19 protein-coding genes and 3 pseudogenes are annotated in these 22,906 nt (G+C 56.8%); 7 read left to right on the forward strand and 15 right to left on the reverse strand.

Annotation, left to right across the window (positions count from 1 at the left end):
- Positions 1–258 precede the first annotated feature (258 nt).
- The 3 genes and pseudogenes from DOM32_RS00545 (at position 259) to DOM32_RS18420 (ending at position 2,947) form a co-directional block, all read left to right on the forward strand.
- Positions 259–693: a DUF2231 domain-containing protein gene (locus DOM32_RS00545; protein WP_110630268.1), complete on the forward strand. Its 435-nt coding sequence runs from the start codon at positions 259–261 to the stop codon at positions 691–693.
- Positions 690–1,988, forward strand: a pseudogene (locus tag DOM32_RS00550) (PQQ-dependent sugar dehydrogenase); the annotation flags it as partial. The gene DOM32_RS00545 and the pseudogene DOM32_RS00550, both read left to right, overlap by 4 nt.
- A 479-nt stretch (positions 1,989–2,467) precedes the next feature.
- Positions 2,468–2,947, forward strand: coding sequence for a con-10 family general stress protein (locus DOM32_RS18420; RefSeq protein ID WP_478012841.1), 480 nt, complete (start codon positions 2,468–2,470; stop codon positions 2,945–2,947).
- Positions 2,948–3,418: 471 nt separating this feature from the next.
- Here DOM32_RS18420 and DOM32_RS00560 read toward each other — a convergent pair whose 3' ends face one another.
- From DOM32_RS00560 to DOM32_RS00585, 6 genes are all read right to left on the reverse strand, one after another.
- The gene (locus DOM32_RS00560) at positions 3,419–5,074 is read right to left on the reverse strand and encodes a sensor domain-containing diguanylate cyclase (protein WP_110630274.1); all 1,656 of its coding nucleotides are present in this window, start codon (positions 5,072–5,074) and stop codon (positions 3,419–3,421) included.
- A gap of 361 nt (positions 5,075–5,435) precedes the next feature.
- Complete coding sequence (locus DOM32_RS00565; protein WP_110630276.1) at positions 5,436–5,912, reverse strand: LabA-like NYN domain-containing protein; 477 nt, start codon at positions 5,910–5,912, stop codon at positions 5,436–5,438.
- 109 nt (positions 5,913–6,021) lie between these two features.
- Positions 6,022–7,053, reverse strand: coding sequence for a methionine synthase (locus DOM32_RS00570; protein WP_110630278.1), 1,032 nt, complete (start codon positions 7,051–7,053; stop codon positions 6,022–6,024).
- A gap of 99 nt (positions 7,054–7,152) precedes the next feature.
- Positions 7,153–8,136, reverse strand: a complete 984-nt coding sequence (locus DOM32_RS00575) for a DUF1852 domain-containing protein (protein ID WP_110630280.1) — start codon at positions 8,134–8,136, stop codon at positions 7,153–7,155.
- A 276-nt stretch (positions 8,137–8,412) separates the two neighbouring features.
- Positions 8,413–9,417, reverse strand: coding sequence for a virulence RhuM family protein/type II toxin-antitoxin system death-on-curing family toxin (locus DOM32_RS00580; protein ID WP_110630282.1), 1,005 nt, complete (start codon positions 9,415–9,417; stop codon positions 8,413–8,415).
- 141 nt (positions 9,418–9,558) lie between these two features.
- Positions 9,559–10,368, reverse strand: coding sequence for a sulfite exporter TauE/SafE family protein (locus DOM32_RS00585; protein WP_110630284.1), 810 nt, complete (start codon positions 10,366–10,368; stop codon positions 9,559–9,561).
- Positions 10,369–10,474: 106 nt separating this feature from the next.
- Between DOM32_RS00585 and DOM32_RS00590 the strand changes: the two genes are divergently transcribed.
- Positions 10,475–11,275: an AraC family transcriptional regulator gene (locus tag DOM32_RS00590; RefSeq protein ID WP_110630482.1), complete on the forward strand. Its 801-nt coding sequence runs from the start codon at positions 10,475–10,477 to the stop codon at positions 11,273–11,275.
- Positions 11,276–11,325: 50 nt separating this feature from the next.
- Here the strand turns inward: DOM32_RS00590 and DOM32_RS17990 are convergent.
- Together DOM32_RS17990 and DOM32_RS00600 are read right to left on the reverse strand one after the other, a co-directional pair.
- Positions 11,326–11,448: pseudogene (locus DOM32_RS17990) on the reverse strand (NYN domain-containing protein); the annotation flags it as partial.
- Positions 11,447–12,337 (reverse strand): LysR family transcriptional regulator, encoded by an 891-nt coding sequence (locus DOM32_RS00600; RefSeq protein ID WP_110630287.1) that lies wholly within the window; start codon positions 12,335–12,337, stop codon positions 11,447–11,449. The gene DOM32_RS00600 and the pseudogene DOM32_RS17990, both read right to left, overlap by 2 nt.
- A 166-nt stretch (positions 12,338–12,503) precedes the next feature.
- On the opposite strand from DOM32_RS00600, the pseudogene DOM32_RS00605 reads away from it, so the two are divergent.
- A pseudogene (locus DOM32_RS00605) lies at positions 12,504–13,228 on the forward strand (SDR family oxidoreductase).
- 137 nt (positions 13,229–13,365) lie between these two features.
- On the opposite strand, the gene DOM32_RS17890 reads toward DOM32_RS00605, so the two are convergent.
- A complete protein-coding gene (locus tag DOM32_RS17890) occupies positions 13,366–13,737 on the reverse strand; it encodes a type II toxin-antitoxin system death-on-curing family toxin (protein WP_208625267.1) in 372 nt (123 codons plus the stop codon).
- Positions 13,700–14,218 carry a virulence RhuM family protein gene (locus tag DOM32_RS17895; protein WP_208625268.1) on the reverse strand — a complete coding sequence of 173 codons (519 nt, stop codon included), beginning with the start codon at positions 14,216–14,218 and terminating at the stop codon, positions 13,700–13,702. Before DOM32_RS17895 ends, DOM32_RS17890 begins: the two co-directional genes overlap by 38 nt.
- A 305-nt stretch (positions 14,219–14,523) precedes the next feature.
- Between DOM32_RS17895 and DOM32_RS00615 the strand changes: the two genes are divergently transcribed.
- Both DOM32_RS00615 and DOM32_RS17660 read left to right on the forward strand, forming a co-directional pair.
- Positions 14,524–15,606 carry a ParA family protein gene (locus DOM32_RS00615; RefSeq protein ID WP_110630289.1) on the forward strand — a complete coding sequence of 361 codons (1,083 nt, stop codon included), beginning with the start codon at positions 14,524–14,526 and terminating at the stop codon, positions 15,604–15,606.
- Positions 15,590–16,192 (forward strand): HEPN domain-containing protein, encoded by a 603-nt coding sequence (locus tag DOM32_RS17660; RefSeq protein WP_157956990.1) that lies wholly within the window; start codon positions 15,590–15,592, stop codon positions 16,190–16,192. Before DOM32_RS00615 ends, DOM32_RS17660 begins: the two co-directional genes overlap by 17 nt.
- 619 nt (positions 16,193–16,811) lie before the next feature.
- Here the strand turns inward: DOM32_RS17660 and DOM32_RS17665 are convergent.
- The 5 genes from DOM32_RS17665 to guaB form a co-directional block, all read right to left on the reverse strand.
- Positions 16,812–17,684 carry a DNA methylase gene (locus DOM32_RS17665; RefSeq protein ID WP_157956991.1) on the reverse strand — a complete coding sequence of 291 codons (873 nt, stop codon included), beginning with the start codon at positions 17,682–17,684 and terminating at the stop codon, positions 16,812–16,814.
- A gap of 13 nt (positions 17,685–17,697) precedes the next feature.
- Positions 17,698–18,144, reverse strand: coding sequence for an EVE domain-containing protein (locus tag DOM32_RS00630; RefSeq protein WP_110630295.1), 447 nt, complete (start codon positions 18,142–18,144; stop codon positions 17,698–17,700).
- A complete protein-coding gene (locus tag DOM32_RS00635; protein ID WP_167400633.1) occupies positions 18,129–19,466 on the reverse strand; it encodes a site-specific DNA-methyltransferase in 1,338 nt (445 codons plus the stop codon). The genes DOM32_RS00630 and DOM32_RS00635 overlap by 16 nt, the downstream gene beginning before the upstream one ends.
- Positions 19,467–19,470: 4 nt before the next feature.
- Positions 19,471–21,045, reverse strand: coding sequence for a glutamine-hydrolyzing GMP synthase (guaA, locus tag DOM32_RS00640; RefSeq protein ID WP_110630299.1), 1,575 nt, complete (start codon positions 21,043–21,045; stop codon positions 19,471–19,473).
- Between the two features lie 245 nt (positions 21,046–21,290).
- Positions 21,291–22,760: an IMP dehydrogenase gene (guaB, locus tag DOM32_RS00645; RefSeq protein WP_110630301.1), complete on the reverse strand. Its 1,470-nt coding sequence runs from the start codon at positions 22,758–22,760 to the stop codon at positions 21,291–21,293.
- Positions 22,761–22,906: the final 146 nt, after the last annotated feature.

A 22,906-nucleotide genomic window follows, 5' to 3' on the forward strand; every position in this document is an offset into this window, starting at 1 on the left:
TTGCCCCTTCTGGCTGCGGGACGGCTGCGCTATCTCGTCGCCAAACGATTTCGCCATTCATCATAGCCCGGCGGGGCAACGGCGGCCGCTGAAAGCCAGCCGTGTCATCGTTTGGGTGAAGACACTTCACGTCGTCTAGACTCCAGCCACGGGGACAGCATGTCCGCACCGGAATGACTTTCTCGTTACCGGGAGATCCTTCCGGTCGAGGACGATGCTGGTGCGAACCCCACGACTCAACCGCAAAAGGAGCTTGCCGTGACTGCCACTGACATTGCCGAACGACCGATCCGGAGCGGGCCGAACCCGCTTCATGGAATGTTGCTTGCCGGCGCCTTTCCGCTCTTCCTGGGTGCCGCGTTGAGCGATTACGCCTACTCCACGACCTTCAACATCCAGTGGACCCATTTCTCCTCCTGGCTGATTGCCGGCGGTCTCGTGTTCAGCGGCCTCGCCCTGATCTGCGCGCTCATCGGCATATTCCGCCCTGCCGATAGCCGGGGGTTGTCCATCTTCTACTTCGTGCTGCTGCTCGTGACCTGGATACTGGGCTTCATCAATGCCCTGATCCACGCCAGGGATGCCTGGGCCGCGATGCCCACGGGTTTTACGCTTTCGATCGTCGTTGCCGTACTCGCCTTCGCCGCGATCTGGATCGGATTCACCAGCCGCAAGACCGGAGGCCAGTCATGACATTGACTCGTATGCGCTACGCCGCGCCACTTTCGTTGCTCCTGCTCGCCGGTGGCGCCACCGCCGCCGAGCCGGACCAGTATGGTGCCAACCCGGAGTTGCCAGAGCCGCAGCGCGGCCTTTTGCCCAACATGGCCGTGCCCGAGCAGGCGCCGTGGGGCGATGCGAAACCCACGGTGCCCGATGGCTACACGATCACCGCCATCGCCACCGACCTGAAAGTGCCGCGCCAGACGCTGGTGCTGCCCAACGGCGATATCCTGGTAGCGGAAGGCAAAGGTGGCGGCAACGCCCCGAAGTCGCGGCCGAAGGATTTCATCGCCGGCATCATCAAGTCGAAAGGCACCACCTCGGTCAAGGGCGGCAATCGGCTGACCCTGCTGCGCGATGGCGACGGTGACGGCACGTTCGAGGAGCAGACGGTGTTCGCCGAGAACCTCAACGCGCCCTACGGCCTTGCCCTGGTGGATGACGATCTCTACGTCGCCAACCAGGATTCGCTCGTCCGCTTCGACTATCAGGAAGGCCAGACCGAAGCCAGCGGCCCGCCGGAACTGGTCACGCCGCTGCCTGCAGAGATCAATCACCACTGGACCAAGTCACTGACCGCCAGCGCGGATGGCGAATATCTCTACGTCGGGATCGGCTCCAACAGCAACATCACCGAGCGCGGCATGGCAGCGGAAGTGGATCGCGCCGAGATCTGGGAGATCGATGCCGAGACCGGCGCGCATCGCGCCTACGCCACCGGCGTGCGCAATCCCACCGCGCTGACCATCCAGCCGGAGACGGACCAGCTCTGGGCCGTGGTGAACGAACGCGACGAACTGGGGCCGAACCTGGTGCCCGACTACCTCACCTCGATTCAGGAGGGCGGCTTCTACGGCTGGCCCTACAGCTACTGGGGCCAGCACGTCGACCCGCGGGTGAAGCCGGAGAACCACGAGCGAGTGGAAGCGGCGATCTCCCCCGACTACAGCCTCGGCTCGCACCGCGCGCCGCTCGGCGTCGACTTCTCCAACGACGCCGTGGGCGGCGAGTTCACCAACGGCGTCTTCATCGGCGAGCACGGCAGCTGGAATCGTTCGGACCTCGCCGGTTACAAGGTCGTCTTCGTTCCGTTCGAGAACGGCCAGCCCGCCGGCGATCCGGTCGACTTCGTGTCCGGCTTCCTGACCGGCGACGGCAAGACCCGCGGCCGCCCCGTCGGCGTCACCGTCGCCCCGGATGGCTCGGTGATCATCGCCGACGACATGACCAACGCGGTATGGCGGGTGACACGGGACGGCGCCGACTCGCAGCAGGCCACGGGCATGGAGCAATCCGCTACCGCAGAGAATGGCGCAACCGGGCCTGAGGATGGCGCGACCCCGTCCGAAGACGATTCCTCGACGACCGGCGATGAATCCGCCACAGCCGAGGACGGCGCTGCCACGTCAGACGACAACGCCGCCACCTCCGGCGACGAACCGGCCGCAACCGAGGGTGAGACCAACACCTCATCCTGAACGTGATCGGCACGACATGGCGTCATGCCGCGATGACGCAACGCAATGCCCCGATGGATTTTTCCATCGGGGCATTTTTTCATCACTCGCGGGCGCCAGCGTCAAAAGGCCAGCCCGATGCTGGCCCACAGTAAAAAACGGAGTCTCTGTATCGCCGCCGCTCCTTTAACCTAGGAAAACGCCAACCTCATTGAGAGCTTGCTGACAACTATGGCCTGTCTATTCTGATCACTGTCTAGATCACATAGCGTGGTCAAGACGGTTACATGTTTATCACACGCTATATCCATGTAACGCAGATAAATTTTCTAAGATCATTGGATGATCTGGAGGCTTTTATGACTAGCAAGCGTAACGAAGACAAAGGTATGTCCGTCAACGAAGCGGGTCAGAAAGGCGGGCAATCCAACGCCGAAAGCCATGACCGTGAGCATTTCGAGAACATCGGCCATAAAGGTGGCCAAGCCAACGCCGAAACCCATGATCGTGAGCATTTCGAGAATATCGGCCAGAAAGGCGGTAAAGCGAACGCCGAAAGCCACGATCGCGAGCACTTCGAGGAAATTGGTCATAAAGGCGGACAAAACAGCGGCGGCAACTTCGCCAATGACCGCCAGAAAGCTTCCGAAGCTGGCCAGAAAGGCGGAGAGCATAGTGGTGGAAACTTCGCCAATGACCGCGAAAAAGCTTCTGAAGCCGGCAAGAAAGGTGGCCACAACAGTAACAGTGGCGGCCGAAATTCCTGAGCTCAATGAAAGGTCAAGAGACCTTCGAGCGTGACCAAGAGAGCTTCAAGCAAGTAAGGTGAATATTCACCGCGACATGCCAAGGGAAAAGTCCCCGTCGTCCCTTGGCATGTGTGCTTGGAAACGCCTTGTCTTCAATAGAAGGCACCTTTGACAAGGTGCTTTTTTTTATGGCTCCTATCTTTCTGAATTTACACACCATTCCCATGGGTAAACTCGGCGAATACCGCTCTTGATGATACGTTATTGATGCCAACTTCTATCGTCGTTTGCAATCATGTGCGGGCCGTATTCGAACGCCCATGTCGAATGCATCGGTGCGTCAGACAAGGGAAGCGTCGTTGACGAGACGCAGCGCAAGACGGCCATGAGTCAGCGATCACACAGGACATGCGGAGCCCACGGACGTCCGTCCGACCTTGGCGGCGCGCCGTAGCGCAGACTCCACTGATCGTGACGACCCCGCCGGTCTCATTCCGAGAAGGCCACCCGATTCCTACCCGCCTGCTTCGCCTGATAGAGCTGCCGGTCGGCGCGTTCGATCAGCGCTACGGCGTCGGGATCGGAGGCATACGCTATCGCCCCGCCAATGCTGACCGTGACCTTGCCGACCACGTCGAACGTAGCGGCGGCGATGCCTGCACGGATGTTCCTGGCGGCCTCCTGTGGGCCTCGGTCGTCTTCGCCGCAGGGCAGCACCACGGCAAACTCTTCGCCGCCGTAGCGGGCCACGAAATCCGTCGCGCGGGTGTTGCGCTTCAACAGTTGGGCAAGCCGGGTCAGGACATCGTCTCCCGTGGCGTGACCATAGTTGTCGTTGATGCTCTTGAAGTGATCGACGTCGATCAGCAGCAAGGCGAAGCTGCGGTTCGTTCGTCTGAAAAGCTGGCTGCACTCTTCCAGCTTTCCATCCAGACACCTGCGGTTATGCACGCCAGTGAGCGAATCGTGGGTCGCCAGTTGCAGCAGCTCGGCGTTGGCCTGCGTTAGGGCCTCGGTCCGTTGCGCGACGGTGGCTTCCAGCGACGCGTTGGCTTCCTGCAGCTCCCGTTCCTTGCCCAGCAGGGAGTCCGTCATGCGTTGCAGGGAGCGCCCCAACTGCGAGATTTCCCGCACGGGATGGTGCAACGGGAAAGAGACGCCGGTTCGTTGGTCCTGTACCTGCCTGGCGGCACGCGCCAACTGCTCGATCGGCTTGCTCAGGTTCCGCGCCAGGTAATAGGCCACCGCGGTAAAGAGAAACGCCGCCAGCACCCCCAATCCCAGCAGCTTGTAGAGCAGGTGATGCGCCGGTTGCAACGCGGTCTCCAGCGGCTGTCGGACCATGACCGACCAGGAGAGATCGGAACCGAGCGACATCGGCACCGGCGCGATGCTGCTCACGTACTCCTCGTCCGCTGACCAGGCCGGCTCCTCGGCGGCATTCTTGGGCAAAATCTGCTGCTGCCCCGCAAGCTTTTTGGGATACAGGACCAGACCGTCCTGGTTGACGATCAGCACTTGCGTGTCAGGGGTCGTGCCGGCCCGTAGTACGGCAGATTCAATGATCGAAGTCACCCAGCTCCAGTGGGCATGGGCGCCCAGGACACCGATGACCCGGCCCTTGTCATCGATGATCGGCGCAGCGAAATCAATGAAGCGCAGGGGCTCGCCATTGGCATTGGACGGCAGCATTTTGGCCAGCAGCAAGGCTTCGTGCGGGTCGCCCGTGTAAGGGCCGCGCAATCCGGCCTGAAACCAGGGGCGGGCTTCGACCGACTGACCAAGCAGCAAATCGTTCACTGCCTGGCGCACACGGCCATCGGTGTCGGCAACGCCCATCCAGGCATATTCGGCGCGGGACTGACTGCGCAGCTCCATCGACCGCAATATGTCGGGATCGTCCAGATCGCCCCGCACCAGAAGAGGGTCGTGTCCGAGCAGAGAGATTTCCTTCTGGTGTTCCCGCAACTGCATGCCCAACAGCGCAGCAGTCGACCCGGCAACGTTTGACAGCGCGCTGCCACTTGCGCGCTTCACCTGTTCGGTTGCGATATGGCCCACATAGACACCGACGATCAGCAGTGTGAGCAGGGACAGTCCAGCGAACCACAGAGTCAGATATCGACGAAGACTGGCTTTGAGCATGAGCAAGGGTTGGCGACTGAATTTGGCTCATGTTAACGACAATGTATCGTGACCTCCATAAACAGAGGCTGGATTCATGCCCAACCCGGCGGCGCCTCTCCGCCAGGATCGGCTCGCTCAAAGAAGCGGCCGCCCTTCGCATGTTGCTGGCCGCCGAGGACGATGCAGGCACCGCGATCACGCACGCTTCCGCGAGGATCACGCCCGGGCGCGTTCGAGCACCTGAACTGGACGCGTCGGCAAGCGCACAACATCGGCCCCGGTGGGGGGCTCAGGCTTCCAGTCGCGCCACGATGGCACGCACAGAAAGTCACGCACAGGAAGTCACGCACAGGGATTGCCTCGACGCCACACCCAGGCCTCAACCGAGCAGCAGATCGCCCTCGATCGGAATGAACTGGCTTGCGGCCTGGATAAGGGAGTTCGCGGTGAGCTTGGGCACGCCGTAGACCTCGACCCGCTTGCCATGCACCTCACGGATTTTCTTTGCCAGCAGATCGAAGTCGCCATCGCCGGAGACCAGCACGATCACATCCGCAAGTGCCGCGTACTCGATGGCATCCAGCGTGATGCCCACGTCCCAGTCGCCCTTGGCGGAACCATCCGCGCGCTGAATGAACGGCTTCAGCTTCACCTCGAAGCCGATCGTTCGCAGCGTGTTCTGAAAGCCGCGCTGCTTGGGATCATTCTTGTCGGTGGCGTAGCAGCGCGCGGTCACCACCTCCCGATTCGCCGTCACCCTCGCCCAGAAGCGGCGGTAATCGAACTGTTTGCCGTAGGCTTCGCGCACGGTGTAGTAGACGTTCTGGGTGTCGACGAAGATGGCGACGGTGGTCATGGCAGGTTTCTCGGGAACGCTGAAGGCCGGTGCCGGCAACGCGTTGCCAACCCACCGACCAGAGTATTCATGACGACCACCGTCGCGTCATTCGCAGGATAGAAAGCCGCTATCGAGCTGCGAGCTCTCTCCGTACGATCTCCGCGCCAGCGCTCAAAGCCTTCAGCTTGCCTTGCGCGACCTGGCGGGACAAGGGCGCCATGCCGCAGTTGGTGCAGGGGTAGAGCTTGTCGGCATCGACGAACTGAAGCGCCTTGCGCAGGGTATTGGCGACCTCTTCCGGCGTCTCGATGGTGTTGGTGGCTACATCGATCGCTCCGACCATCACCTTCTTGCCCCGGATCAGTTCGATCAGCTCCATCGGCACATGGGAGTTCTGGCACTCCAGCGAGACGATATCGATGTTCGACGCCTGCAGCTTGGGGAAGATCTCTTCGTACTGGCGCCACTCCGAGCCCAGGGTCTTCTTCCAGTCGGTGTTGGCCTTGATGCCGTAGCCGTAGCAGATATGCACGGCGGTCTCGCACTCGACCCCTTCGATGGCTTTTTCCAGCGCGGCGATGCCCCAGTCGTTCACCTCGTCGAAGAAGACGTTGAAGGCGGGTTCATCGAACTGAATGATATCCACGCCGGCCGCCGCCAGATCGCGGGCTTCCTGGTTGAGGATCCTGGCGAACTCCCAGGCCAGCTTTTCGCGGCTCTTGTAGTGGCCGTCATAGAGCGTATCGACCATGGTCATGGGGCCCGGCAGCGCCCACTTGATGGGCTGGTCGGTCTGCTGGCGCAGGAATTTGGCATCCTCCACGAAGACCGGCTTCTCGCGCGCCACAGGGCCGACCACCGAGGGTACGCTGGCGTCGTAGCGGTCGCGGATCTTGACGATCTCTCGCTTTTCGAAATCGACGCCGCTCAAATGCTCGATGAAGGTGGTGACGAAGTGCTGGCGGGTCTGCTCGCCGTCACTGACGATATCGATGCCCGCGCGCTGCTGATCGTGCAGAGACACCCGCAGTGCATCCTGCTTGCCCTCGGCCAGCTCCTCGTCCTGCAGTTTCCACGGTGACCAGAGCGTCTCGGGCTGGGCCAGCCAGGCGGGCTTGGGCAGGCTACCGGCCGTCGACGTGGGCAACAAAGTCTTCATGCAAAAGTGACCTTAATAATGGGTTGATCAAAGGGTGTCGTTGGAGCGAGTCGATCAAGTTGAAACAGGTTGACCAAAAGAGTCGTTGGAACGGGCTGATCAAAGGGAATAGTTGGCCGACCACTGCTCGAGCACCTGGCGGTAGGGCTTGATGAAGTGGCGCTCGGTGAACCTGCCCTGCTCGACGGCCAGTTGGCTGCGCTCTTCGCGGTCGTAGACGATGCGCGTCAGCGAGTAGTCCTGGTGCTTCAGGCTGGGCTGGTAGAGCTTGCCTGCCACCGAATTGGCATTGTAGATCTCGGGGCGATAGATCTTCTGGAACGTCTCCATGGTGCTGATGGCGCTGATCAGTTCGAGATCGGTGTAGTCGGAGAGCAGATCGCCGGAGAAATAGAACGCCAGCGGCGCGACGGCATGCGGCGGCATGAAGTAGCGCACCTGCAGGCCCATCTTGCCGAAGTAGAAATCCGTCAGCGAGGACGCGTCGTTTGCGTACTCCACGCCCAGCACCGGGTGGCGATTGTCGGTCTGGCAATAGACCTTGCTGCTGGAGACGCTGAGACAGATGACCGGCGCCTTGCGGAAGGAAGCCCGGTACGCATCGGAGTCGACAAAGCGCTTGAACAGCTTGCCGTGCAGATCGCCGAACCCTTCCGGGATGCCGAATTCGGCTCGATCCCGGTTGTGCTCCGACAGCCACACGCTGAAGTCGTAGTCGCGCACGTAGGAAGAGAAGTTGTTCCCCACCATGCCCGGGATGCGCTTGTCGGCGTGCTTGTCGATGATCGTCGTCTTGAGCATCTCGATCGCCGGGAAGGTGTCGTCCTCGTCCTCGGCCCCCACGCTCAGCTCACCGGTGATGATGTCGAGCTCGACGGCATAGCGATCCGCCGTCGGGTTATCCCAATGCGCCAGGGCATTGAAACGGTTTTCGATCATCGTCAGCGCATTGCGCAGGTTTTCCTCGCGGCGCTCCCCTCTTGCCAAGTTGGCGAAGTTGGTCGTGGTGCGCGTGTTCTCGGCCGGACGGTAATGCTCGTCGAACCGTACGCTCTTGATATCGAATGTGAAATCGTGACCCATCGCGAACAAGCACCCTGTTTGTCGAGAGAGGCGCTGGGGCTGTCAGAAGGCCCAGCGCCCCTCAATGCAATGTTTGCCAGCACGTGTTTGCCAATACCCTGTCTGGCGTATCGACCACAGGCGCCACAGCGCCTGTCGTCGAAGCGGATGCGCTCTTTATGCCAGAGCCTGTAGATGCATGAAAAGCGATATGATTTCAGCTCATCATGAAGAGGATTCATGATGCGACACTAGAGTGGACGAGCGACGGTTTTTTGGGATTGGCGCCGAGCATCGTCAGGTGGGCGAGAAGTCGTTGGCGAGCATGTTCATGATCAGGCGAATCATCGTCTCCTTGTTGGCCGGATCGGATTCCGCGACCAGCAGCGTCAACGCCGCCAGACCGACATCATTGATGACCGGCTCTCCCGTCGCCGATAACAAGCGCCCGTTGCGATGCAGGAAGTCAACGAACAGAAAGGCCGCACTGCGTTTGTTGCCGTCGGCGAACGGATGATTCTTGATCACGAAATAGAGCAGATGCGCCGCTTTCGACTCGATGCTCGGGTAAGCCGGCTCGCCGAAGACAGACTGGTCAAGATTGCCGAGCAGTGAGGCCAACCCATCGCTACGATCCCTCGCAAACAGCTCGGTTGCCTCTCCCCGCCCCATCAGTTCCGCTTTCAGCTCGTTCAGCGCCGATCTCGCCGTTTCCAATGAAGGGAGCCGGCCGCCCGCCTGCACCTCAGGGTCGCTCAATAGCCCTTCGTCATAGCGCTGCAACAGCAAAAACGTCTGCGCATAACGCGCCACGATATCCACCAACCCGCGACCGCCCGGCAGATCCAACGCCGGGCTGTGCGCCGCCTTGCGCACCAGCGCCATTGCCGCCTCCAGTTCCCGCGCATTGGCTTCGAAACGTTGCTGGTGCAACGTCCAGCCCTGAGTCAGATGTTCTCGGAGGACGCGAGTTGCCCATTGGCGAAAGCGGACCGCCCGCCGAGAATTGACGCGATAACCGACTGAGATGATGGCATCGAGGTTGTAGAGTTGAACAAGCCGCCTTACTTTCCTCTGGCCTTCTTGACGAACTATCGAGGATTCCTCGGTAGTTGCGCTCTCATCCAACTCGCCATCGGCATAAATATTCTTTAGGTGAAGACTGACGTTATCGACCGATGTCTCGAATACCTCACTCATCTGTCGCTGCGTCAGCCATACCGTCTCGCGGCCTTCGTCCAGACGCACGTCGACCGCCTTCTGGGCATCTTCGTAAATCAGAATTTGTGGTTGTTCGCTCATGTTGGCTTGATCCAGATGCGTTGGCGTCTAATGACCATATCACGCACTCTGCGACGAATCCGCCGCCAGAGACCAGGATCACCACGTTCCAGTCGCCTTTTGTGGAGCCAGCGTCAAGCGGGGAGAAATCGTTGGCGAGACTCAGCGCATGACGACCATCACCGCCAGAACGCCAGTCAGCAGCAGCAGGTAGACCCCGGCATGAACGCGATCGGGAATGCGCCCGATCCATCGCGACGCCAGGCGAATGCCGAGCCATGACCCCACCGCCAGCGCCAGCAAGGCGCGCAGATCCACATACCCCGCATACCAGGCGCCCAGCGGGGTATCGCCGGCCGATAACAGCACATAGGTCGCGGTGCCACTGATCGCCATCGGCAACGACAACGGATTGGCCATTGCCGTGGCGGCCGTCATGCTGGCCCCTCTGCGGCGCATCAGCGGCACGGTCATCACGCTGCCACCAACCCCCAGAAAGGCCGCAACGATACCGATGAACAAGCCTGTCATCGCCGTCACCAGACGGCCCATGGGACGCACGTCACCACTCGCTTGGTGCAGAAAACCGGGCCGCAGAATGGCATCCGCAATCGTGATCGCCAGATAGCCGATGAATAGCCAGCGCACCCACTCTCCACTCACCGACACCGCCGCCGCCGCACCGAGCACGGCACCGATGGCGATATAGCCCACCAGCGGACACACCAGATGCCATTGCACGGTCCGTCGCCGGTGGTGACGCCAGGACGATAGAGAGGCAGCGAAGATCATCAGCGCGGTCGAAGTGGCCACCGCGATATGCATGGCCGCCTGGCCGGCCACGCTATCCGCCCCGTGGACGGCAATCAGCCAGGTAACCATCAAGGGAACCACGACGAAACCGCCACCGAAACCGAACAGCACGGTCGTCACGCCGGCCAGCCCGCCGCAGAGAAGCAATACGCTATACACCGGAACTCTCCCGAGAAACCCAACGACAGGAACGATATTCCGATAAGGGGTGGCCGACATTCGCCCGTTGGCCAATAATCGTCGTGTTTCGGCCAGGTTGACGACGATGCGCAATATCCCGCTGGCGGACGTGGATCATGTCGCCCGGCCCGTCGTGGCCATCGGCACCGACTACAGCCCCGGCACCCTGCTCGACTTTCATACCCATCGCCGTGCCCAGTTTCTCTATGGCATGACAGGGTTGATGGAGGTCGACACCGATGACGGCACCTGGATGGTACCGCCCTACAGCGGTGTCTGGTTGCCGGCGGGCGAGCGGCACCGTGTGCGGATGAACGGCGTCAGTACTCGCAGCCTGTATATCGAACCGATTGCGGCGCCACGCCCCTCCTCCGGTTGCGAAGTGCTGGTCGTGTCGCCGCTGCTTCATCACCTGCTGCTGGCCTCCGCCAACCTGCCCGCGCTCTATGACGAGAGCGGTCGCGATGGCGCCCTCGCCCAACTCATGCTGCACGAGCTGCAACTGGCGCCATCGCTGCCGCTCTTTGCGCCTTTGCCCCGGAAGCCCGAACTGGCCAGCCTCTGCAGGGACTTCCTCGCCCAGCCGCATATTCGTAGCCTGCCCGAGGAGTGGGCGAATCAACTGCACCGCAGCCAACGCACCTTCAATCGCCTGTTCCGCCAGCAGACCGGCCTGTCGTTCGCCGTATGGCGTCAGCAGGCCTGCCTGATGGCTGCCGTTCCCAGACTGCTCTCCGGCAGCTCCGTTACCCGAACCGCGCTGGAACTCGGTTACGACAGCCCCGGCGCCTTTTCCAATATGTTTCGCAAGGTGCTTGGCCAATCCCCGACCGCCTTTGCCCGCGCGGCTACCCGGCAAAAAAAGGAGTTAGTCGACCGTTGCTGATACAGGATTAAAGACGGGAGCCAGGTGATCGCGGGCATGCTTAATCTAACGATGGCATCGAGCGTGATGCCCACGTCCCAGTCGCCTTTGGCGGAACCATCCGTGCGCTGGATGAACGGCTTGAGCTTCACCTCGAAGCCGATCGTGCGCAGCGTGTTCTGAAAGCCGCGCCTATCGATACTCGCGAACATGATCGATCAAGGCGCGAAGCTTGGAGGTGACGGTGCGGCGACTCGGGTAGTAGAGATAGAAGCCGGCGAAAGGCGGCAGCCATTCATCCAGGATCGTGATCAGCTCGCCGCGCTCGACATAGGGGCGAAACGTCTCTTCCATACCAAAGGTGATGCCGCCGCCGGCAAGCGATGTCCGGATCATCAACAGCATGTCGTTGGTGGTCACCTGCGGCTCGACCGCCACGTTGAATGCCCTGCCGTCACGTTCGAATTCCCATCGATACGGCGCCGTTTCGGGCAGAGGACGCCAGCCGATGCAACGGTGACGGGTCAACTCCTGAGGGTGTCCCGGCCGACCGTGGCGGGCCAGATAAGCCGGCGAGGCGACAGCGACCTGACGCTGCTCCCCGGTCAGCGGGATGGCGACCATGTCCTGCTCGATCACTTCTCCGAGTCTGATTCCCGCGTCGAACCCGCGCGCGACGATGTCGAACTCCTCGTCGGTCACCGTCACATCCAGCGTGACGTGAGGATACTTCTCGGCAAAGTCAGCGATCAGCGGCCCCGACAGAAACCGCTCCGCAATCGATGTCGCCGTGACCTTCAGCAGCCCGTGGGGCGATTCGGGGGAATCCAGCGTGGCCTCCAGCACGGCCGCTATTTCCTCCAGCGGAGTGGAAACCGCCTGCAGTAACCGCTCGCCCTCTTCCGTCAGCCGCACGCTACGCGTGGTCCGGTTGAAGAGCGGTCTTTCCAGCGCGCTCTCGAGGCGCCGGACACCCTGGCTCACGGCGGAGCGCGTCACACCCAGCCGATCGGCGGCAGCGCGGAAATTTCCCGCTTCTGCCACGGCGATGAACATCGTCAGAAGATTGAGATCACTGTTCATCGGTAAATTTCGCTAACCGATGAGTCCAGCGTTAAGCATATTCTGTTCGACAGTCTCGCGCCCTATCTTGTTGCTCACTGGAGCCGAACGAGAGTTCGCTTCCGAGTTCGATCCAGAGCTCATTCCAGAACTCATTTCAGAAACAACAGGAGAGAAGACCATGAGTATGAAAGACAAAATCGTCTTGATCACGGGTGCCAGCAGCGGCATCGGCGAAGGCATCGCACGAGAACTGGCCGCCGCCGGGGCCAGCGTTCTACTGGGTGCGCGCCGCGTCGACAAGCTCGAACAGATCGCAGCGGACATTCGCGCGAACGGCGGCACCGTCGAAGTACGTGCACTGGACGTCACGGATCGACACGCGATGGCCGCGTTCGCCCAAACTGCGCTGGATCACTGGGGCGTATCGACGTGCTGGTGAACAACGCTGGCATCATGCCGCTCTCGCCGCTTTCCGCCGGAAAGCTCGACGAATGGGAGCGCATGGTCGACGTCAACATCAAGGGCGTACTGTGGGGAATCGGCGCCGTGCTGCCGGTGATGGAGCGACAGAGCGAGGGGCAAATCATCAACATCGGCTCCATCGGCGCGCTGCAAGCCGTACCCACCGGCGCGGTCTACTGCGGCACCAAGTTCGCGGTCCGTGCGATCTCCGATGGATTGCGCCAGGAGAGTTCGACTATTCGCGTGACCTGCGTCAATCCCGGCGTCGTGGAGAGCGACCTCGCCGCGACCATTACCCACGACGAAACCGCCGCGTTCATGGATGAGTACCGTGCCATCGCGCTGCAACCGGTCGACATCGCCCGCGCGGTCCGGCAGCTCATCGAAGCGCCGGCCAGCGTCGATACCACCGAGATCACCATTCGCTCGACCGCCTCGCTCAACTGATGGGTTCGTGCCTGGTAAAACGATAAGGGGAGCCAAGCTGGCTCCCCTTTTTTGCCTCGTCAGCGCAACCGCCCACGTTTCGCGTTCTGGCTACAATTGATGGACGTTCGCCCATAAACCTCGACGTGCCTGCTATATCAGGTGGACGAGGACTCGCTGGCAAGCATGTTCATGATCAGGCGAATCATCGTCTCCTTGTTGGTCGGATCGGATTCCGCGACCAGCAGCGTCAGCGCCAGACCGACATCATTGATGACAGGCTCACCCGTCGCCGATAACAAACGCCCGTTGCGATGCAGGAAGTCGACGAACAGAAAGGCCGCACTGCGTTTGTTGCCGTCGGCGAACGGATGATTCTTGGTTACGAAATAGAGCAGATGCGCAGCTTTCGACTCGATGCTCGGATAGGCCGGCTCGCCGAACGCCGACTGATCGAAATTGCCCAGCAACGCCGCCAAGCCATCGTGGCGATCACGGGCGAACAGCTCGGTCGCCTCTCTCCGCCCCACCAGACCCTCGGCCACCAGAGCGGTTCAGCGCCGGACTATGGGGCGCCTTGCGCACCAGCGCCATTGCCGTCTCCAGCTCCCGCCCATTCGCCTCGAAACGTTGCTGGTGCACCGTCCAGCCCTGAGTGAGATGTTCTCGGAGAACGCGCGTCGCCCACTGGCGGAAGCGAGTTCCCGCCTGTGATTTGACGCGATAGCCGATTGAGATAATCACATCCAGGTTGTAGTGCTCGATGGAGCGCGCAACCTGACGCGAGCCCTCCTGGCGAACTATCCGGAATTTCCGGATAGTTGGTTCTCGCTCCAGTTCGCCTTCGTCAAAGACATTCAGAACGTGCTCATTGATCGTGCGAACATCCTTGTCAAAGAGTCCGGACATTTGCCGTTGTGTCAGCCAGACGGTTTCGCGCCCTTCATCCAGACGGACGTCGACCGCCTTCTCGGCATCTTTATAGATCAGGATTGGCGGTTGTTCGCTCATGTCAGTTTGATCCAGATGTGTCTAACATCAGTCGACCCTATCACGCACTCTCCGACGACGCGCCGTCGCTTTTACTCAGAACCGGCGGTAATCGGAGCGTTTACCTTAGTCGTCACGAACTTTTCCATAGTTGTTTTGACTCTAATGACAACGGGCCAGTCACTTAGCAGAGATTGTATTTTGACGCCTTCGCAAGCAATTCAGTTGCACTAAGGAGGAAATTTGTGCATTCTTTTCTGAAACAGAACGTAACTGTAAATCTACCAAAGCACTGGACATTTACTAACTAGTAACTGGGGCAAAGCATGTCGAAACGTATAACTATCTTCAATCATAAAGGCGGAACCGGCAAAACCGTTTCCGCTTACCATATTGGATGGAAACTAACTGAGCACGGCAAGAGAGTACTTCTAGTCGACGGAGACTCACAAGTAAATCTAACGGCATTGGCATTAGGATTCGAAAGATTTGATGAATACTACGAATCCGAAAACACCAGATATAAAAACATCAAAGACGGCATCGCTCCGGTATTAGAAGGAAAACCCACAGCATTAGAAAGTTTTGACTGTCCGTGCGCAGCTAACAATAGCCAACTATTTGTCCTTCCTGGTCATGCAGACTTATCTTCTTACGAGGGCCAAATCAGCTTAGCGCAGGAAACTGGCGGCTCATTGTCAGTAATGAAGAATCTTCCTGGAGCTATACCAGCTCTCATTTCCATGATTGAAGAACGGCACAACATAGATTTTACAATAATAGATTTGAACCCAGGACTAGGGGCAATTAACCAAAACTTTTTCATGGCGTCGGATTCATTTATTGTCCCAACAAACCCAGATCCCTTTTCGTTAATGGCCATAAACACTTTAGGAACCTACCTAGTTAAATGGCATGAATGGAAAAAAACAAATTTCCATAAGTTTGAAGATGCAGATTATCCACTGCATCCATCGACTCCTGTTTTTATTGGATCACTAAATTCAAGATTTAACAAACACGCCAGCAAAGCAGCCAAAAAGTTTGATCACCGTATTCAGCAGATAGATCATAGCGTATCTGAAAAATTAGTCCCGTTACTAAATAGCGCTCAGATGACTGTAAAAGAAGAATGCTATCGACGTGCTTTTGAAGAAAACAGATCACAATTAACACCCGATAACACTGGTTTATATGCTTTAGCCAGAATCCCTGACTTCCAAGCTCTGATTCATACAGCAACCCGTTCTGAGGTTCCAATATTTAAACTGACAGAAGAGCTACTTAAGAATGATGAAATAGTGGGAGTGATAAAAAACAAAGCCCAAACAAATATAAAACACTTCGACAGCATCTATTCTGCAATAGCATCAAAAATAGAGTTATTAAGCGATGACAAGTGCCGCTAAAACCAACTTTGACTCACATTTGACACAGTGTTACGAAGCCATAGAAATTTACTCCCACTTAAAACAAAGAGGGTATTCGGCTGACTTCGGGCTAAGATTTGTGTGGGTATCTTCAGTTTCAGCACTAGACCATTACGTATCAGAGCTGATTATTGAAAAAAGTACGGAACAATTTGCAAATCAAGGAATATTGAGCACAAAGCTTCTTAATGAGGGAGTTCCACTACAGGCATCAATGAGAATGAATTCCTCCAGCGCAACGCAAGCGATAGTCGAATTCCGCTCATTCATTGAGCAAGTTGTACGCTTCAGGACATTTCAAAAATCCAAAGATATTGCAGATGGCTTATCATACATCTGGAACGAGCAGCATAAATGGGAAAAAATTTCTGACAAGCTTGGACTTAAACCAAAGTCTGCGAAATATAAGTTAAACAGTATAGGGTATAGAAGAGATTTGATCGTTCACAATGCCGATTGTGATAGCTATACCGGAAAGCTAAAAGAATGCACAACAACAGAGGCATCTGAAGCACTAAATTACATTAAAGAAACTGTAGAAATAATAGAAGATTTAGTTCCTTAAAAGAGCAGTCTAAAACAGGCTGCGCAAAACACAGTCCAAATCGCTGACAACCCCATAAAATCGGCGGGGGAGTCAGCGACCTGTACTCTAGCGGCTGTCCTCATCTGTCATATACGAGCCGGAATTACTCCTACTCAATCTTCGCGGGGCTTGCTGCTGTAGACGAAAGAAAAAGGAACCCGAGAAAACGATAGAAAATACTGCTTAACTATAAGGGCGCTTACGAGGCATGTGTCAGGCGAATACCATCATTGTACAGACTGGTCGCGGTAATTCGGAGAAAACTAACCTAACCTTGAATAATTTTTGAAAGCACGTATTTAAAAAGAAGCATTGGAAATAAATTGATATTTTGCGAGTCGCACCCAGTTAATGCGCCACTATATTTAAATCCACCTTATCGCATCGCACACGTCATTCCGAAACCACATAGGCTTCCACAGGCTCTAGAGAGTCAAGCGAACATAAAGCCCAATTCCGCGACAGTTAGGTTGCACCATGCAATAACTTTTCGATGAGTTTCGACAGCGAACCCGCGATAACTAATACCATCTAGCTATCGAGGCGTTCGCCATAAAAAATGCGGAACTTGCCATTGAGACCGAACTATAAACGCAAATCAGCGTCGGCTCGCCACAAAATCGATAAAGCTAACCACATCTGCTTTTGAATAAAACTCACCATCTATTTTGTCACCATTCGAAAACTCCACCAACACCTTGTATCCCAACATTTCTCCTTGAATCGACTGATTGACATCATAAGAATATAAAAACTCCAAAGCGTCATCAATATTATCAAAAAAACGCTCTTTACCATGCAAAGGGATAATAAAAATTGACTTCATCTGTCTATCCAGCACATTCGAAAGCTCTCTTATAAAGTCATTTATATCTTCTCTTGCCTCTTCTATAAATTCCCTTATCAACTTTTGCCTGTCAAAATCAAGCATGCTTTCAATGAAGACATTAGCCTTTGCAAACTCGATATCTGAAGTTTTTTCATTAAAGTTAATATCCAACCCCATATCCAGAAAAGCTTTTGTTATCTTTTCATATGGAAAATATAGAACACTGAACCCATTTGATTTTAACTGCGCGAGCGCTCCTTCTGTAAAAACCCCCGCCAGAACAGCACCGACAAAAGGTTTTGACCGCCGATGTTTCTCAGCAACTGGCAGAATTGCACCTTGAATTTCCTGAACTTTATTACGGGAGTGTTTTGTATACCTACGCCAAGCCACCTCAATAAATGCAACTGGCTCTCCACAAGAGTGCTCAGTTCCATCACGCTCAATCACAAAATCCAAATCATGGGAATTGTCAAACAAATCAGAAAAAGTAATTTTTTTACCTTTTCTTGCAGCCCGATAACCTTGCCGATCTAAATATAAGCATCGTGAGCGGCAAAAGTCGCTAAGCCGCATCGCCACAATTTCTTCCAAAAGGTAGCCAATAGTTTGACCAAATTTATGCGCAGGAGAGTTTGCCATGTGACCACCAAATTTAGTTAGAATCTGCTAGCAGACATGAAATAACATCAGCCTGCTTTTCTGGTATCAGAAAAGTAGTTCTTTGAAAATTCAACTTAACGCATCGCAGCTGTCTTAACTTCATATTCTCTTTCAAAGCTTTGGCTGGAAGCGGCATTTTGTAAGTTTCCACAAGCTCTATTTCATAAAATTTCAGCGGAACTTTTTTAGATTCAAAGCTACACCCCACACACATATAAGAAGCATTTTCTATTTTCTCTACGCTTGTTTCCACAACTTGATATAGGCTATGAATACCGTGCCATCGACGACTTACAGCTCGCGGACAATAAAAATATACTTTATCCCCTACATTGCAAGACGCCGGCAGACACCACCAAGATTTGACCTTGGGACTACGGGCTCTAATAATAGCGCCGGATATTGCAAGCCAAACCTGAGCATTCACTTCTTCACCCATAGCCGTCCTTCATGAAGCGGCACCGTATGCTTTCGATTTTTCCACTTAACATTTCTATCTCTTAATTTTTCAAACTCCCAACTTTCAAACCCATGCGATAGAGCAATATCTCCGAGCCATTTTTCGACAGGAACATGCACTCCATACGGAGCAGAATCGCCTACCACAAAGCAAATTTCTGCACCTTCACGACAAACTTTGTATAGCTCACCCCAAACTCTAGCCAAATCCACAAAATAAGCAGCAACCATTGTATGGTATGTTTTCTTCCCTCCTTTCGTTAATCTGACTTTCTCAAGTTCCAAGCAGACCTTCGAAACCTCATCTTTGATTGGACTCAAGCACTCTGTTTCGAGAAGCCCCTCTAACTTAAGCTTTTCTGCAGCAGAATGCTGAGAGCAGGAGCGGATTAAGTCTTTTCTTATAGAACCTTGTAAATCTTTCCAGCCTTTTATGTATCCCCAGAACGTCATTTCCAAACGCGTTGCATCTGCATAATCGTAATTATTTGGATAGGGAGGAGAAGTAACCACCAAATCAATGGAATTTTCAGCCACTACGGTGCCTGAAAAACTTCTAGCGTCAGCTAATACACAGGAAGCTCGGGATGATGCAAGATGCAAACTTTTAGCTAGCTGCATATCTTCTGCCATATTTTGAATCGTATCTTTAAAAGCCTGATATGGCTCAGCGATTCTCTTTTTTGATTTTTTAGGCAACACATACTGCCATTGAGCAGTTCCAGCTGAACTAGTTTTTCTAATAATCGAAGTAATTGCCAACCAAATTAGCTCCGCTAGCTCTGCACTACTAAATGCGAAACTATTAAAAGCATCCCTCAAAGAACAGAGAGATTTTAGCGAAGTCTCAGAAAAGCATTTCAAAAGTAATGGGCTTTCCAAGTCAGCGCACTGACCTTTTAAAAGCTCTTTTGCAAAATCTAACAAGGCGTTTGATTCACTAACCAAAATCGCAGGATCAACATTCCATGAAAGCTTTGCGCTGGCAACTTTATTCACGAAAGAATGAGGTTCCAGCCCATAACTTTTAACACCCAGCATATCTGCTGAAATTAAAGTAGTACCTGATCCCGAAAATGGATCGAGAACCGTGAGATCTTCTATTTTTTCACATTTAGATGCAATTAATTGCTTAGCCCAGTCACCAGAGAAGCCTGCAGAATAGCGAAACCATCTATGTATAGGTAGCTTCATATTGTCAACAAAACTACCGGACCTGTTCCTTAGCACGTTTTCTCTCGCCGCAGCTAGCTCACTGCCCGTAAGTAAGTCAAGCTGCCCTACATCACTATTACTTTTCATTTAATCACTCCCACTCAATCGTCGCGGGCGGCTTGCTGCTGACGTCATACGTCACGCGGGAGACGCCGCTGATCTCGTTGATGATGCGGTTGGAAACCTTCTCGAGCAGCTCATACGGGAGATGCGCCCACCGTGCGGTCATGAAGTCGATGGTTTCGACGGCGCGCAGGGCGATGACCCATTCATAGCGGCGGCCGTCGCCGACGACGCCGACGGATTTGACCGGCAGGAACACGGCGAACGCCTGGCTGGTCTTGTGGTACCAGTCAGCGTTGTGCAGTTCTTCGATGAAGATGGCGTCGGCTTCGCGCAGGATGTCGGCGTACTCCTTCTTCACTTCGCCGAGGATGCGCACGCCGAGGCCCGGCCCCGGGAACGGGTGGCGGTAGACCATGTCGTAGGGCAGGCCGAGTTCGAGGCCGAGCTTGCGCACTTCGTCCTTGAACAGTTCACGCAGCGGTTCGACCAGCTTGAGCTTCATGGTCTCGGGCAGGCCGCCGACGTTGTGGTGCGACTTGATCACGTGGGCCTTGCCGGTCTTGCTGGCGGCGGATTCGATCACGTCCGGGTAGATGGTGCCCTGGGCGAGGAAGTCGACGCCATCGATCTTGGCGGCTTCACGGTCGAACACGTCGATGAAGGTGTTGCCGATGATCTTGCGCTTGGCTTCGGGGTCGTTCTCGCCACCCAGCTTGGTGAGGAATTCCTCTTCCGCGTCTACACGGATCACTTTGACGCCCATGTGGCTGGCGAAGGTGTCCATCACCTGGTCGCCTTCGTTCTTGCGCAACAGGCCGTTGTCGACGAAGACGCAGGTGAGCTGGTCGCCGATCGCCTTGTGCAGCAGCGCCGCGACCACCGAGGAGTCCACGCCGCCGGAGAGGCCGAGCAGCACGTGGCGGTCGCCGACCTGTTCGCGAACGCGCTCGGTCAGGTCTTCGATGATCTGCGCCGGAGTCCACAGGCGTTCGGCCTTGCAGATATCCAGCACGAAGCGCTCGAGAATGCGCTGGCCCTGTAGGGTGTGGGTCACTTCCGGGTGGAACTGCACGCCGTAGAAGCGCTTTTCCGGCCAGGTCATGGCGGCGATCGGGCAGCTCGGCGTGGAGGCAGTGACGGTGAATTCCGCCGGGGCGCGGGCGACCTTGTCGCCGTGGCTCATCCACACGTCCAGCAGCGCCCCGCCGTCGTGGCCGACATGATCCATGATCCCGCCGAGCAGGTCGTCTTCCGCCGCGACGCTGATCTGGGCGTAACCGAACTCGCGCTTGTTGGAGCCTTCAGTGGCGCCGCCGAGCTGCTCGGCCATGGTCTGCATGCCGTAGCAGATACCGAACACCGGCAGGCCCATCTCGAACACGCATGCCGGCGCCCGCGGCGAACCCAGCTCGGAGACCGATTCCGGCCCGCCGGAGAGGATGATGCCGTTGGGATTGTATTCGCGGATCTCTTCTTCGGTGATATCGAAGGCGCGGATCTCGGAGAACACGCCGATCTCGCGCACGCGGCGGGCGATCAGCTGCGTGTACTGGGAGCCGAAGTCGAGGATCAGGATCTTGTGCGAATGGATGTCGGTCATCGGATGAGCCCTGGAAGTGAACCTAAAACAAGCAACGGCGCTGTTAGGCGCCGCTGATGAAGCCGGAAATGGCTAGAAACTGATTCGATGGTCGAGCCCATGCAAGACGAACTCGACCATGAGAAGAAACCTTTCGAGCGATGCTCAGGGGAGGCGAACGGCGGCGAGATAGCGGAGTTTACGTGGTTGTAAATGAGCATATCGAGCCGCCGTTCAACAAAGCCTGAGCGAGCGCAGAGGGTTTCTTAAGCTCCGCGATAATTGGGAGCTTCTTTCGTAATCTGCACATCATGCACATGCGACTCGGTAATGCCGGCGCCGGTGATCTTGACGAACTCCGGCAGCGTGCGCATCTCGTCGATGTTATGGCAGCCGGTGTAGCCCATGGAGGCGCGCAGGCCGCCCATCATCTGGTGGACGATGGCGCTCATCTGGCCCTTGTAGGGCACGCGGCCTTCGATGCCTTCCGGCACGAGCTTCTCGACGCCTTCGTCCTTGCTCTGGAAGTAGCGATCCGAGGAGCCCTGGGTCTGGGACATCGCGCCCATGGAGCCCATGCCGCGATAGGCCTTGTAGGTCCGGCCCTGGAACAGTTCGACTTCGCCCGGCGCTTCCTCGGTGCCGGCGAGCATGCTGCCGAGCATCACGGTGCTGGCGCCGGCGACGATCGCCTTGGCGATGTCACCGGAGTAGCGCACGCCGCCATCGGCGATCAGCGGGATGTCGAACGGCTTGAGCGCTTCGGCGACGTTGGCGACGGCGGTGATCTGCAGCACGCCGACGCCGGTGACGACGCGGGTGGTACAGATGGAGCCGGGGCCGATGCCGACCTTGACCGCATCGGCGCCGGCTTCGGCCAGCGCCACGGCAGCTTCACCGGTAGCGATGTTGCCGCCGATCACCTGCAGGTCCGGGTAGTGCTCCTTCACCCAGCGCACTCGCTCGATGACGCCCTTGGAGTGGCCGTGGGCGGTATCGACGACCAGCACGTCGACGCCGGCTTCGACCAGTGCGGCGATGCGGTCCGGGGTTTCCGGGCCGGTGCCGACGGCGGCGCCGACCAGCAGACGGCCATCGGCATCCTTGGCAGCGTTCGGGTAGGTGCGGGCCTTTTCGATGTCACGCACGGTGACCAGGCCGCGCAGGTGGAAGTCCTTGTCGACGACCAGGATCTTCTCGATGCGGTTTTCCTGCAGCTTGGACTTGATCACGTCCAATGAGGTGCCTTCGAGCACGGTGACCAGCTTGTCGCGCGGGGTCATGATCGCTTCGACGCTGTCGCTGTGATCCGGCTGGAAGCGCATGTCACGCCCGGTGACGATGCCGACCAGGGTCTCGCCCTCGACCACCGGGAAGCCGGAATAGCCGTACTCGGAGGCCATCTCCAGCAGGTCCTGCAGCTTGGCGTTGGGACCGACGGTGACCGGGTCCTTGACGATGACGCTCTCGTGCTTCTTGACCTTGCGGACCTCGGCGGCCTGCTGGTTGATCGACATGCTCTTGTGAATGATGCCGATGCCGCCTTCCTGCGCCATCGCAATCGCCAGACGCGCTTCGGTCACGGTATCCATGGCCGAAGAGAGCAGCGGAATGTTCAGGGTCAGGTTGCGGGTCAGGCGGGATTTGAGGTCGACGTCTCTGGGCAGGACATCCGAGTAGCGGGGTACGAGTAATACGTCATCGAACGTAAGAGCTTCTTGCGCTATACGTAGCATGGTCGGAAACCCAATTTGGCAGGTGGTGGGGAGCCTGTGACAGCCTGCGGCACCGCGATGGTCCTTGAAGGTGAATGCCCTGGGACAAGCCTGTGGGGACCGTTCTTGCAGTGTGGACTCGGCAATGAACCGGGAGCCGCGAAAAG

The sequence above is a fragment of the Salinicola salarius genome, from assembly GCF_003206135.1.
GTDB classification, from domain to species: domain Bacteria; phylum Pseudomonadota; class Gammaproteobacteria; order Pseudomonadales; family Halomonadaceae; genus Salinicola; species Salinicola salarius.